The organism is Pseudoalteromonas sp. NZS71_1 (genome assembly GCF_015864305.1).
GTDB lineage: Bacteria > Pseudomonadota > Gammaproteobacteria > Enterobacterales > Alteromonadaceae > Pseudoalteromonas > Pseudoalteromonas arctica.
In genome coordinates this window covers 415,016-427,975 of the sequence record NZ_JADYXM010000003.1, presented here as the reverse complement: position 1 = coordinate 427,975, position 12,960 = coordinate 415,016, and the positions used below count along the sequence as shown (strand labels likewise).

At 41.3% G+C, this 12,960-nt stretch carries 10 protein-coding genes and 12 tRNA genes; 20 read left to right on the top strand and 2 right to left on the bottom strand.

The window, feature by feature from the left end; genetic code table 11:
- Window positions 1-57 precede the first annotated feature (57 nt).
- The 15 genes from I6F43_RS07340 (at window position 58) to I6F43_RS07270 (ending at window position 4,251) form a co-directional block, all read left to right on the top strand.
- Window positions 58-669, top strand: coding sequence for a 50S ribosomal protein L25/general stress protein Ctc (locus I6F43_RS07340; RefSeq protein WP_008171830.1), 612 nt, complete (start codon window positions 58-60; stop codon window positions 667-669).
- A gap of 19 nt (window positions 670-688) precedes the next feature.
- Complete coding sequence (pth, locus tag I6F43_RS07335) at window positions 689-1,273, top strand: aminoacyl-tRNA hydrolase (RefSeq protein WP_007583954.1); 585 nt, start codon at window positions 689-691, stop codon at window positions 1,271-1,273.
- A gap of 53 nt (window positions 1,274-1,326) precedes the next feature.
- On the top strand, window positions 1,327-2,418 hold the full coding sequence (gene ychF / locus I6F43_RS07330) for a redox-regulated ATPase YchF (protein ID WP_007583951.1): 1,092 nt from the start codon (window positions 1,327-1,329) through the stop codon (window positions 2,416-2,418).
- 332 nt (window positions 2,419-2,750) lie between these two features.
- Window positions 2,751-2,827: transfer RNA gene (locus I6F43_RS07325), tRNA-Met, on the top strand.
- 47 nt (window positions 2,828-2,874) lie between these two features.
- Window positions 2,875-2,959 (top strand) — tRNA-Leu (locus I6F43_RS07320).
- Window positions 2,960-2,998: 39 nt separating this feature from the next.
- Window positions 2,999-3,073: transfer RNA gene (locus I6F43_RS07315), tRNA-Gln, on the top strand.
- A gap of 5 nt (window positions 3,074-3,078) precedes the next feature.
- A tRNA-Met gene (locus I6F43_RS07310) sits at window positions 3,079-3,155 on the top strand.
- Window positions 3,156-3,245: 90 nt separating this feature from the next.
- Window positions 3,246-3,330, top strand: a tRNA-Leu gene (locus I6F43_RS07305).
- Between the two features lie 38 nt (window positions 3,331-3,368).
- Window positions 3,369-3,443 (top strand) — tRNA-Gln (locus I6F43_RS07300).
- A 71-nt stretch (window positions 3,444-3,514) separates the two neighbouring features.
- Window positions 3,515-3,599: transfer RNA gene (locus I6F43_RS07295), tRNA-Leu, on the top strand.
- A 38-nt stretch (window positions 3,600-3,637) separates the two neighbouring features.
- Window positions 3,638-3,712: transfer RNA gene (locus I6F43_RS07290), tRNA-Gln, on the top strand.
- Window positions 3,713-3,783: 71 nt separating this feature from the next.
- Window positions 3,784-3,868, top strand: a tRNA-Leu gene (locus I6F43_RS07285).
- Window positions 3,869-3,906: 38 nt separating this feature from the next.
- Window positions 3,907-3,981: transfer RNA gene (locus I6F43_RS07280), tRNA-Gln, on the top strand.
- Between the two features lie 71 nt (window positions 3,982-4,052).
- Window positions 4,053-4,137, top strand: a tRNA-Leu gene (locus I6F43_RS07275).
- Window positions 4,138-4,176: 39 nt separating this feature from the next.
- Window positions 4,177-4,251 (top strand) — tRNA-Gln (locus I6F43_RS07270).
- 41 nt (window positions 4,252-4,292) lie between these two features.
- Here I6F43_RS07270 and I6F43_RS07265 read toward each other — a convergent pair.
- Together I6F43_RS07265 and I6F43_RS07260 are read right to left on the bottom strand one after the other, a co-directional pair.
- Complete coding sequence (locus I6F43_RS07265; RefSeq protein WP_197101620.1) at window positions 4,293-5,876, bottom strand: putative bifunctional diguanylate cyclase/phosphodiesterase; 1,584 nt, start codon at window positions 5,874-5,876, stop codon at window positions 4,293-4,295.
- A gap of 154 nt (window positions 5,877-6,030) precedes the next feature.
- Window positions 6,031-7,287: an FAD-dependent monooxygenase gene (locus I6F43_RS07260; RefSeq protein WP_197101619.1), complete on the bottom strand. Its 1,257-nt coding sequence runs from the start codon at window positions 7,285-7,287 to the stop codon at window positions 6,031-6,033.
- Window positions 7,288-7,456: 169 nt separating this feature from the next.
- Here I6F43_RS07260 and miaB point away from each other — a divergent pair, with 169 nt between their 5' ends.
- The 5 genes from miaB to lnt are packed head-to-tail and all read left to right on the top strand — an operon-like array spanning window position 7,457 to window position 12,915.
- Window positions 7,457-8,905: a tRNA (N6-isopentenyl adenosine(37)-C2)-methylthiotransferase MiaB gene (gene miaB, locus I6F43_RS07255; RefSeq protein ID WP_101216148.1), complete on the top strand. Its 1,449-nt coding sequence runs from the start codon at window positions 7,457-7,459 to the stop codon at window positions 8,903-8,905.
- Between the two features lie 50 nt (window positions 8,906-8,955).
- Window positions 8,956-10,014 (top strand): PhoH family protein, encoded by a 1,059-nt coding sequence (locus tag I6F43_RS07250; protein ID WP_007585598.1) that lies wholly within the window; start codon window positions 8,956-8,958, stop codon window positions 10,012-10,014.
- Between the two features lie 4 nt (window positions 10,015-10,018).
- Window positions 10,019-10,477 carry an rRNA maturation RNase YbeY gene (gene ybeY, locus I6F43_RS07245; RefSeq protein WP_002958542.1) on the top strand — a complete coding sequence of 153 codons (459 nt, stop codon included), beginning with the start codon at window positions 10,019-10,021 and terminating at the stop codon, window positions 10,475-10,477.
- Window positions 10,478-10,499: 22 nt separating this feature from the next.
- Window positions 10,500-11,384, top strand: coding sequence for a CNNM family magnesium/cobalt transport protein CorC (corC, locus tag I6F43_RS07240; RefSeq protein ID WP_007585597.1), 885 nt, complete (start codon window positions 10,500-10,502; stop codon window positions 11,382-11,384).
- Entirely contained in the window at window positions 11,365-12,915 is a 1,551-nt protein-coding gene (lnt, locus tag I6F43_RS07235) for an apolipoprotein N-acyltransferase (RefSeq protein WP_197101618.1), read from the top strand. The genes corC and lnt overlap by 20 nt, the downstream gene beginning before the upstream one ends.
- Window positions 12,916-12,960: the final 45 nt, after the last annotated feature.

Sequence of the window (12,960 nt, the reverse complement as noted above, 5' to 3'; positions counted from 1 at the left end):
TTTTGGCTAGGGACCTTGGTCGCAAAGGCCCTACACATTTTAATAACTGGAGACATCATGTCTAACAAAACTTATACATATAACGCTGAACTTCGCGTAGAAACTGGTACTGGTGCGAGCCGCCGCCTACGTCGCGAAGACAAAGTTCCTGCAATCCTTTACGGAGCTGACAAAGAAGCTTTATCTCTTACTTTTGCTCATAAAGATATGATCAAAGCACAAGAAGACGAAGGTTTTTACACGCATATCCTTACGCTTAACGTAGATGGCGAAGCTGTTGAAGTAATCTTAAAAGATATCCAACGTCACCCATTCAAGCCTAAGCTTACTCACCTTGATTTCCAACGTGTAGATGCTACTCATAAATTTCAAACTAAAGTTCCTCTTCACTTCATCGGTGAAGATATTGTAACTAAAGCTGGCGCAACTGTTGTTCACCAGTTAACTGAAGTTGAAATTACGTGTCTTCCAAAAGCACTTCCAGAATTCATTGAAGTAGATGTTTCTAAGTTTGTTGTTGGCGATTCTGTTCATATTTCTGACCTTACTTTCCCTAAAGGCGTTAGCTCTGTAGATTTAGGTAAAGGCGAAGGCCATGATCAGTCTATCCTGACTATCAAAGCAAACAAAGCAGCTCCAGTTGAAGACGACGCTGCAGCAGCAGAATAATTTTTAAGGTCTCGCAACCTTGAATTCTATTCAAATGCTTGTGGGCCTGGCTAATCCAGGCCCCGAATACGCAAACACACGCCACAATGCAGGTGCTTGGTTCATCGAGCAAATCGCTGCACGCTACAACTGCACCCTAAAATACGATCCTAAATATCACGGCCTTACAGGCAAAGTGATCATTCAAGGCCAAGAATTCAAATTATTGATCCCCACTACTTACATGAATTTAAGTGGTAAAGCGGTCGGTAGTTTAGCTAATTTTTTCAAAATCCCTGTCGAGGACATTTTAGTTGCCCATGACGAATTGGATTTAGACCCAGGCGTTGCCAAGTTAAAAAAAGGCGGCGGGCATGGCGGTCATAATGGTTTAAAAGACATTATTGCAAAAATGGCAAATCAAAAAGACTTTATGCGCTTGCGCATTGGTGTAGGTCATCCGGGGCATCGTGAAATGGTTACTGGTTGGGTGCTTGGAAAAGCGGCCAAAGCAGACCAAGAAAAAATGGATGCTGCTGTTGATGAAGCAGTTCGTTGCATGGAAATACTTGCAAAAGATGGTGTGTTAAAAGCACAAAACAGACTACATTCGTTTAAACCCTAGTAACTTGGGTCCAAGTACACCGTTTAAACGAATTCTAAACAAGGTATCTTACTATGGGTTTTAAATGTGGCATCGTTGGCTTGCCTAACGTTGGTAAATCAACGCTTTTCAATGCACTAACTAAAGCGGGTATTGAAGCCGCTAACTTTCCTTTTTGTACCATTGAGCCTAATACAGGTGTGGTACCTGTGCCAGATCCTCGTCTAGACGAACTTGCTAAAATAGTTAATCCTCAACGAGTTCTTACCACCAGTATGGAATTTGTAGACATTGCTGGCTTAGTAAAAGGCGCATCTAAAGGTGAAGGCCTTGGTAACCAGTTTTTAGCTAACATTCGTGAAACCGATGCAATTGGCCACGTAGTTCGCTGTTTTGAAGATGAAAACATCATCCACGTAGCAGGCACTATTGACCCTGCTGACGATATTGACGTAATCAACACTGAGTTAGTACTTGCTGATATGGATAGCGCTGAAAAAGCCCTTTTCCGTAATTCAAAAAAAGCAAAAGGTGGCGACAAAGACGCTAAAGAGCAAAATGCTGTACTTGAAAAAGTAAAAGTGCATCTTGACGAAGGCTTAACTTTACGTGGTCTAGCACTAACTAAAGAAGAAAAAGCAGCAATCAGCTCTATTAACTTCTTAACGATTAAACCAACAATGTATATTGCAAACGTTGCTGAAGATGGTTTTGAAAATAACCCATACCTTGACCGCGTACGCGCTATTGCCGCAGCTGAAGATGCGATTGTTGTTCCTGTATGTGCCGCTATCGAGTCTGAGCTTTCAGAACTAGATGACGAAGACAAGCTAGAGTTTATGGCTGATCTTGGTCTAGAAGAGCCAGGTCTTAACCTTGTTATTCGTGGTGGTTATGAATTACTACAATTACAAACTTATTTCACAGCTGGCGTAAAAGAAGTACGCGCATGGACAATCCCTGTAGGTGCAACAGCACCACAAGCAGCGGGTAAAATCCATACCGACTTCGAGCGTGGCTTTATCCGTGCGCAAACTATTGCTTTTGACGACTTTGTTGCCTTTAAAGGTGAGAGTGGCGCAAAAGAAGCAGGTAAGATGCGTCAAGAAGGTAAAGAGTACATTGTTAAAGATGGCGATGTAATGAACTTCTTGTTCAACGTATAAGTACAAATTAAACCAATTTCACTTGGTAATAATTTTTAAAGGCTCGTTTTTACGAGCCTTTTTTGTATTTAAGCATTATAAAAATAATAATTAGCCTCAACTAGTCTATCTTTGTAATATCGCTTAATTAAAGAAGTACAGGGTTAATTAAGATTCCGCGCCTTAAAGGCAGCTAAAAAAACAGCATTTTTATTAAATTTTAGCCTGTTAGCTTAATTTTCCTGCAAACAAACACAGTTAAGTGTTTTTTTGCAAAAAAGGTGTTGACGAATTTGGGTCATATCAGCATAATACGCCCCGCACTCAGCGATGAAGTGCTAACAAAAAAAGATGGCTAAGTAGCTCAGCTGGTTAGAGCACATCACTCATAATGATGGGGTCACAGGTTCAAATCCCGTCTTAGCCACCATTATTTTTTTGTTGCTCAATGAAGAGTTTAAAATAACTACCTTGTGTGCGGGAGTGGCGGAATTGGTAGACGCGCTGGATTTAGGTTCCAGTATCTTAGGATGTGAGAGTTCAAGTCTCTCCTTCCGCACCATAATTCTTGATAAGAATTAAAACTATCAATTGTTATTGTTGGGATATCGCCAAGCGGTAAGGCACCAGGTTTTGATCCTGGCATTCCCAGGTTCAAATCCTGGTATCCCAGCCAACAATGGCTAAGTAGCTCAGCTGGTTAGAGCACATCACTCATAATGATGGGGTCACAGGTTCAAATCCCGTCTTAGCCACCATTTCTTCTTTTAGAAATGGCTCTGCAAGAGTTAAATTGCAGCTCAATGAAGAGTTTAAAATAACTACCTGTACTTTATTGTACAAACGATGCGGGAGTGGCGGAATTGGTAGACGCGCTGGATTTAGGTTCCAGTAACTTCGGTTGTGAGAGTTCAAGTCTCTCTTTCCGCACCATTTCTTGATAAGAAATAAAATTATCATTAATTCTTTGTTGGGATATCGCCAAGCGGTAAGGCACCAGGTTTTGATCCTGGCATTCCCAGGTTCAAATCCTGGTATCCCAGCCAACTTCTTCTACCAAGGAAAGTTGGATAAAAGAATTGCTCTAGCTTAGAGTTTAAATTGGCAAATTAATGATGCGGGAGTGGCGGAATTGGTAGACGCGCTGGATTTAGGTTCCAGTAACTTCGGTTGTGAGAGTTCAAGTCTCTCTTTCCGCACCATGTTCTTATAAGAACTAAAATTATAAAGAATTCTTTGTTGGGATATCGCCAAGCGGTAAGGCACCAGGTTTTGATCCTGGCATTCCCAGGTTCAAATCCTGGTATCCCAGCCAACTTCTTCTACCAAGGAAAGTTGGATAAAAGAATTGCTCTAGCTTAGAGTTTAAATTGGCAAATTGTTGATGCGGGAGTGGCGGAATTGGTAGACGCGCTGGATTTAGGTTCCAGTAACTTCGGTTGTGAGAGTTCAAGTCTCTCTTTCCGCACCATGTTCTTATAAGAACTAAAATTATAAAGAATTCTTTGTTGGGATATCGCCAAGCGGTAAGGCACCAGGTTTTGATCCTGGCATTCCCAGGTTCAAATCCTGGTATCCCAGCCAACTTCTTCTACCAAGGAAAGTTGGATAAAAGAATTGCTCTAGCTTAGAGTTTAAATTAGCAACTTAGTGATGCGGGAGTGGCGGAATTGGTAGACGCGCTGGATTTAGGTTCCAGTAACTTAGGTTGTGAGAGTTCAAGTCTCTCCTTCCGCACCATGTTCTTATTAAGAACTAAAACTAATTCAAATTTATAGTTGGGATATCGCCAAGCGGTAAGGCACCAGGTTTTGATCCTGGCATTCCCAGGTTCAAATCCTGGTATCCCAGCCAATTTGACTCCCCTGTCTAAAACTTCTCAATACACATTAAATTCAACTTACTTTTTCTGCACTTAAATAAACATTTATAAATTCATCTATATTTATTGGTTTGCTATATAAATACCCTTGTAAATAATCACAGTTAAGACTCAACAACGCCTGTTCTACCTCTTTAGTTTCTATTCCTTCAGCAACTACATCGCAATTTAATCGACTCGCTAAAAACAATGTAGATTCTACAATGGCGTAATCAGGCGAGTTAGTAAGCATATCTTTGACAAACGACTGATCAATTTTTATTTGATTAATTGGCAGCTCTCTTAATAACGACAGTGACGAAAAGCCAGTACCAAAGTCATCAACACTAAATTTAAACCCGCGCATACTCAACTGTTGCATCATTTTTCTAGCAGCCGGTATGTTTGTCATCATTGCACCTTCTGTAATTTCAAAAATTAACGAGTCGCTTAATGTAGGGTCGGTTGCGAGTAAACTAATTATAAAATCGTAAAACTCGCTGCTTTCAATATCTTTCGTTGATAAATTGACATGTATAGTACCGGTGAAACCAAATAGCTTGAGCTTTCTAATATGATTAACGGCTTCTTGTACAACCCATTTCGATAAAGGAAAAATAAGCCCTGTACGCTCAGCTACGGTTATAAACTTTTCTGGACTAATAAAGCTACCATCATCTTGCGGCCATCGGATAAGCGCTTCTAGGCCATGTAATTGCAGATCTTTAGAGTCCATTATGGGTTGTAAATAAAGCTCAAACTCATCTTTATGTAATGCCACTTTAATTTTGGCTGATAAATCAAAAAAGTCCTCAGCTCGTTTACCTATTGCAGATGAGTAATTTACCAAAGGTTGAAATGTTTTTTTAGCTTCATGCAGTGCCAAGTCAGCTTTTTTTAATAGCTGATCGGGCAATCGACTATCATCAGGAAAACGGCTTACGCCTATACTTAATTGTATTTTAACCATTTGCTCATTCGTACAAAACGGACTTTTGACGGCTGAGTTTATAATGTTTACACAATAATTCATGCTTTCATCTGTATCGGTATGCAATAAAAATGCAAACTCATCGCCACCTATTCGATATAACTTAGCAATGCCGCATAATTCTTTATTTAGTTTATTGGCAAATGCAGTCAATAATTGGTCCCCACAATGATGCCCAAACGCATCATTAATTTGTTTAAAGTTATTTAAGTCGATATAAAATAGTGAAAATGGGGAAGGATATTCAACTTGTTTACTCAGAGATTTAAAAAATTTATCGCGGTTAGGTAGAGTTGTTAAGTTATCGTGCTCAGTTTGATATTTTTGATACTGCGTTGCTTGCTCTATTTTAAGAATACTTTTTAAACTCAGTTTAATAACTAAAAAAACAAACCCACCACCGCCAAGTAACAACATAGCCACCATATTCATAACGACGGGTGCAATGTCGTGGTTTGAAAAATAATAAAGTATCCACCAATACCCTATAATAAAAAAAATAATAGCGCATAGCAGTACACTCCATGCTCTTTGCGATGTTTTTTTGCAAACTTTAACGGTTGTTTTTAAGCTAGCAACAAGCAGTAGCGCACCTAAAATAATTATTACTGTAAAAAAATTATCCACACACAGGCTCTTTAAAGTTATTAAATTGCGATTTAGTGATGTAACACCAGTTAAATTAAAACCGTGTTCAATATAGCCGAGTCACTATTTGCTGACTTAAAAACAGACATAAAAAAAGGCTCATAAATGAGCCTTTCTAATATCTACTTTAAATTTAGCCTAAATCACCACTAATTGCGTATTTTAAAACCCAGTTTTTTATTGGCCCCGTATTATTAACCATTTTTAAAAACTGGCTACGTGCCCATTTAAGTGGCGTAATTTGATTAGAAAACCCAAAGTAACACGCGTCCATCATGCTCATCATTAATAAATTAGCCCTGCGGCGAGCTCGCTCGTATTCTTTAAGTTTTAGTGGGCAACCTATATCTCCTGCTTCGTTTAAAACCTCAGCAAGTGCCACTACGTCCTGAAAACCTAAATTAACGCCCTGCCCTGCAAGTGGGTTAATTGTATGTGCAGCGTCGCCCACTAAAACCAAGCGCCCTTGCGAATAATTATTAGCGTGTTGGCGAGTTAGCGGAAATATCGCATGGGTTTGTACTTCAAAGTCTCCAGCAAGTTCTGGGAATTTATTCAGAATGTGCGTTTTTAACTGAGTTGGGCTTAGCCCTTTAAATGCTTGCAATGTATTTGCATCGTCGTACCAAATTAAATTAGCGTACGGTGCCTGCATTGGTAAAAATGCTAACGGCCCACTTGGTGTAAACTGTTGCCATGTTTTAATTTGTTGCGGTGCATCGAGTTTAATTAATACCCCCATGCAATGCTGTTGGTACTGCCAACCCGTAATACCAATATTAGCTTTAGCACGCAGCTGCGATTGCCCACCATCGGCGGCAATTACTAAATCAGCCGTATAGGTTTGATCACCATACACAAGCGTAATTAAATCATCCGTTTGCTCTATTTTAGTTACCGGCAATGATTGCTCAATAACCTCAATCTTATAATGCCCAAATTGCTGCCACAAACTTGCTTGAATTAAACTATTTTCAATCAAGTGGCCTAAATGTGTCGTGTTTATGTCGGCGCAATCAAATAATAAATTGTCACCACCGCGCTCAAAAGCCTCTAATTGTTGATAAGGCGCTATACGGTTTTGCCTTAAAAGAGGCATAGCCCCTAATTCATCAAGTAAATTTTCTGAAAAACGATTAATAGCAGACACTCTAATATCCACCTTATCGCTACTAAGAATGTGCGATGGGTCTATTAGGTGTTTTTCAATTATGCGCACGCCAAAGCCTTGCTGAGCCAGCTTTATCGCCATAGCCGCGCCAACCATGCCCCCGCCAACCACTATCACATTATTTTTGGTCATGTTTTTCATCATTTTATTATTACTTGAGTCTGTTTTGATTGTATCAAAATTAATTTGTTTTATACCAGAGGATATCCCTAACAGCACATTAAACTCGCCCCGTATTGATTTGAGATCACAAACATGAAAACTATACTTGGATCTGGGCGGGTATCCAGCTAAAATACGCCTCCTTTAAGTGAGCATGCTTGCTCCTTAATCCTGTTTCTAGCACATTTTTGTGCCACTATCGAATTGAACACGAGGCAATATTTCAATGAGCAAAAAGCTGCATATTAAAACCTGGGGTTGTCAGATGAACGAATACGACTCTCAGAAAATGGCTGAACTTTTAGATGCCACCAACGGCTACCAGCTAACTGATGATGCAACAGATGCCGACGTAATCTTACTTAACACCTGTTCAATTCGTGAAAAAGCACAAGAAAAAGTATTTCACCAGTTAGGTCGTTGGAAATTGTTAAAAGACGACAAGCCAGACTTAATAATTGGTGTAGGTGGTTGTGTTGCCTCACAAGAAGGTGACTCTATTCGCCAACGCGCACCATTTGTAGATGTTATTTTTGGCCCGCAAACGCTACACCGCTTACCAGAAATGATTAAACAAGTGCAAGGCAACAAAGGCTCATCGGTTGTTGATATTTCATTCCCAGAGATTGAAAAGTTTGACCGCCTGCCAGAGCCAAAAGCGGATGGCCCATCTGCGTTTGTATCAATTATGGAAGGCTGTTCTAAATACTGTACTTTTTGTGTTGTACCATATACTCGCGGCGAAGAAGTTAGCCGCCCAGTAGATGACGTACTACTTGAAATTGCACAGCTTGCTGAGCAAAACGTACGTGAAGTAAACCTACTAGGCCAAAACGTAAACGCATACCGCGGGGACACGCACGATGGCGAAATATGTTACTTCTCAGATTTAATTCGTCTTATTGCTGCTATTGATGGTATTGACCGTATTCGTTACACCACATCGCACCCGGTAGAATTTACGCCTGATATCATCGACGTTTACGCTGATGTACCAGAGCTTGTAGATCACTTACATCTACCAGTACAAAGTGGTTCAGACCGTATATTAAACCTAATGAAACGTGGCCATACGGCAATTGAATACAAATCGACAATTCGTAAGTTACGCAAAATTCGCCCTAACTTAAGCATGTCGTCAGATTTCATTATTGGTTTCCCCGGCGAAAGTAAAGAAGACTTTGAAGCAACCATGAAGCTTATTAGCGACATTGGTTTTGATATGAGCTTTAGCTTTATTTACAGTGCCCGCCCAGGTACGCCAGCGGCAGATTTGCCAGATGACGTAACAGAGCAAGAGAAAAAAGAACGCTTATACTTACTACAAAACCGTATTACACAAATGGCGCAGCAAATTAGTCGTCAAATGTTCGATACAGAGCAACGTATACTTGTTGAAGGTCCTTCTAAAAAGAACCCGATGGAATTACGTGGCCGTACCGAAAATAACCGTGTAGTAAATTTTGTTGGCCCGCACACAGTGATCGGACAGTTTGTTGACGTACGTATTACCGAAGCACTACCTAACTCTTTACGTGGTGACTTAATTCGTACAGAATCAGAAATGAACTTACGACGTGAAATCGCGCCTTCAGCTATTTTAACTAAAGCTGCAGCTGCAGAGCCAAAACCAGACACTGTTAACGAAATTGGCGTAGCTTCTTTCGTTCCTTAGTCATACTATTAGCGCCAGTTAACGCTGGCGCAGTACTATAGGAAGCAATTTTGAGTAATCAGTTAAAAACATTAGAGATTTATTTAGAACCTGCCGATAACAAACGCCTTTCTTCTTTATGTGGCCCGTTTGACGAAAACATCAAACAAATTGAACGCCACCTGGCTGTTGAAATAATTCACCGTGACAACTTTTTTAAAGTAACCGGTAAACTACACAACTGCGCCGGCGCTGTAGAAATCTTAAAAAACCTTTATGTTGATACTCAGCCAGTTCGTGGTGTTTTAGGCGAAATAGAACCCGAAGCCGTTCATTTAGCTATTACCGAATCAAAAGCCCTAGAGCAAGACGCATCAAGCAGCGCTTACGGCAAAGAAATGGTGATTAAAACGCGCCGTGGTGTGATTAAACCACGTAACGATAACCAAGGTGTTTATGTGGCTAATATTTTAAACCACGACATTACCTTTGGTATTGGCCCTGCTGGTACTGGTAAAACCTACCTTGCAGTTGCTGCCGCCGTTGACGCCCTTGAGCGCCAAGAAATACGCCGCATATTATTAACGCGCCCTGCTGTAGAAGCGGGCGAAAAGCTTGGCTTTTTACCAGGCGATTTAAGTCAAAAAATAGACCCGTACCTGCGCCCTCTTTACGACGCTCTTTTTGAAATGCTAGGTTTTGAAAAAGTAGAAAAACTCATCGAAAAAAATATCATTGAAGTCGCTCCGCTTGCTTACATGCGCGGACGCACTTTAAACGATGCCTTTATTATTTTAGATGAAAGCCAAAATACCACCGCTGAGCAAATGAAAATGTTTTTAACCCGTATAGGGTTTAACTCAAAAGCGGTTATTACAGGCGATATAACACAGGTCGATTTACCTCGTGGAACACGCTCAGGCCTTCGCCATGCAATGGAAGTACTTGATGGCGTAAACGAAATTAGCTTTAACTACTTTAAAGCCCAAGACGTAGTACGCCACCCTGTTGTAGCACGCATAGTTGAAGCCTACGAGCGAAACGACGAAAGCGAGCGACTAAAGCGCATTGAAAAGCAAAATGCAAAAGACGCACTCGCTGCTCTTCAACAGCCTACTACTAAAGAGTAATACTTTGACAACCGAACTTGATTTACAAATAGCCTGTGAGTTTGACAACCTCCCAAGCGAAGAGCAATTTGCACTGTGGGCTGACAAAGCCCTTAGCCAATACCGTGACGAGTCAGAACTCAGTATCGTTATTAGCGACGAAGCGCAATCGCAACAACTTAATAACGACTATCGCGGTAAAAATAAACCGACCAACGTACTGTCGTTCGAATTTGAAGCACCACCAGGAATAGATATTCCCTTGGTTGGTGATTTAATTATTTGCCCAGCCATTGTATTAGCTGAAGCAATTGAGCAAGAGAAGTCATTTCATGACCACTTTGCTCACATGGTTATTCACGGATGCTTGCATTTGCTTGGATTTGACCATATAAAGAGTGACGATGCTTTAGAGATGGAAAGCATCGAAAAGCAATTACTTGCAGAGCTAAACATAGCAGACCCATACCGGGACGATATTTAAATTAACGGAGCAATTAGACGCAATGAGCGACGGTAACTCGCAATCTAGCCAGGGTTCTTCTGGCAAAACGTGGTTGGGCAGAATAGCCCAAATGTTGCAAGGGGAACCCCAGAATAGAGAAGAGCTGGTCGAAGTTATTGCCGATGCGCAAGAACGAGACGTAATCGATCCTGAAACAAAAGAGATGATAGAAGGTGTGCTTGGCGTGTCTGAGCTTAAAGTGCGAGACATAATGGTTCCGCGCTCACAAATGATCACTCTTGAGATCGACAGCCCGCTTGAAGAGCTAATTCCAATGATGGTTGACTCAACTCACTCACGTTTTCCTGTGGTGATTGAAGACAAAGACCATGTAGAAGGTTTTTTACTCGCTAAAGATTTATTGCCACTGATCTTAAATAAAGACGAGCATTTACCATCAATACGCGATTATTTACGCCCAGCAATGGTAGTACCTGAGAGCAAACGTGTTGATACATTGCTAAACGAATTCCGTCAGCAACGCTACCATATGGCTGTTGTTATTGACGAATACGGCGGCGTATCGGGCTTGGTAACGATTGAAGATATTCTTGAAATAATTGTTGGCGAAATCGAAGATGAGCACGACGAAGAAGAAGAACATCAAGATATTCGTCGACTTGCTAAACATGTTCACGTAGTGCAAGCACTCACACCTGTAGATGACTTTAACGAGCATTTTAAAACAGGCTACAGCACAGACGAAGCCGATACTATTGGCGGAACTGTACTGCACGCATTTGGCCATATGCCAAGCCGTGGTGAAACGATTGACATAGAAGGTTACCAATTTAAAGTAACCAACGCCGACAATCGTCGTATTTTGCAACTGCAAGTCACCGTTCCTAAGGCTGATGATAACGACAGTGAAGAAACTGCTAACTAGACTTACCCTATTAGCAAAAGATAAAAAAGCATGGCTCGCACTCGTTGCGGGCCTTGTTTTAACTTTTGGCTACGCCCCCTTTGAAATTTGGCCCATCGTATTTATTAGCCTTGGTGCCATAATTTTTTGCGTCAACCCCAATAATACCGGTAAAGCACACGCAAAAACCGCTGCTAAATATGGCTTTATATTTGGCCTAGGCTGGTTTGGTGCAGGTATAAGCTGGGTACATGTTTCTATTGCCACCTTTGGCGGTATGCCGCTTATAGCGTCGCTCTCGTTAATGGCTTTTTTGTGCGCCTACTTAGCGTTATTTCCCGCACTTGCCTTTTGGGCAACTACACGCTTTGCCAGTGGCCCTAAAAGCTTTGGCGCATTACTTATTGCCTGCTTTGCAATTAGTGAGTATTTACGTGGCACCGTACTTACCGGTTTCCCGTGGTTAAGTTTTGGCTACACACAAACCGACGGACCTTTAAGGTTGCTTGCCCCTTATATTGGCGAGTTTGGCTTAACACTTACCTGTGTCGCTATTGGCTTTGCACTATATAGACTTACCCAAAAAGATTTTAAAACCCCAGCGGTTACTGCTACAGCTGTTGCGCTTATTTTTACAGGCGCAAACACCACAGGTAGTATTCATTACACAGATAAAAACATGTCAGTATTGCTCGTACAAGGGAACATACAGCAACACCTGCGCTTTGAGCCAAGTGAGTTTTGGACCACAATGAGCAAATACCAAGACCTGACACGCCCACATTGGGATGCCGACTTAATAGTATGGCCAGAAGCCGCAGTGCCTGAAATAGAAATGCTTGCTGATTCCTACTTAGCCAATTTAGACAGTGCCGCCTCGTTTAATAAAACCGCCCTTGTTACCGGTATTGTTGACTACCAGCGAGACACCAAAAACATATTTAACACACTTATTGTAGTCGGTAATAAAGAGCGCGGCGACGAGCACGGGCATTACCATTATCTTGATAAAAACCGCTATCAAAAACACCAGCTATTACCTATTGGCGAATTTGTACCGTTTCAAGATTTTTTGCGCCCTATTGCCCCGTTATTCGATTTACCTATGTCATCGTTTACCCGTGGCGACAAAGTGCAAAACAACTTACGCGCCAATGGCTATAACTTACTACCCGCTATTTGCTACGAAATTGTTTTTGCCGACTTAGTACGCGGTAATTACAAAAGCGATTCTGACCTACTCTTTACGGTAAGTAACGATGCCTGGTTTGGCGACTCTATTGGGCCTTTGCAACATATGCAAATAGCCCGTATGCGCGCGCTCGAACTACAACGCCCTCTAGTAAGAGTTACCAACAATGGTGTAAGCGCCGTATACGACCCTATAAGCCGCACACAACAAACCATGCCTCAGTTTGAAGCTACAATATTGAAAGCCAACATTAAGCTTATAAAAGGCGACAGCGTGTACAGCCAATACGGCAACATGTTTGTGTGGGGATTTGTGTTGTTGATGGGTCTTGGTGGTTTTGGGGTTAGGTTTAGAAGTTAAGCTCGCTATTTAAGATGTAGGGCCTACATATTTAGCTCTACATTT

Bases quoted from the DNA above. Each gene is read 5' to 3' on its own strand.
- I6F43_RS07340 (WP_008171830.1), top strand. From the start codon at position 58: ATGTCTAACAAAACTTATACATATAACGCTGAACTTCGCGTAGAAACT.
- ychF (WP_007583951.1), top strand. From the start codon at position 1,327: ATGGGTTTTAAATGTGGCATCGTTGGCTTGCCTAACGTTGGTAAATCA.
- corC (WP_007585597.1), top strand. From the start codon at position 10,500: ATGAGCGACGGTAACTCGCAATCTAGCCAGGGTTCTTCTGGCAAAACG.
- miaB (WP_101216148.1), top strand. From the start codon at position 7,457: ATGAGCAAAAAGCTGCATATTAAAACCTGGGGTTGTCAGATGAACGAA.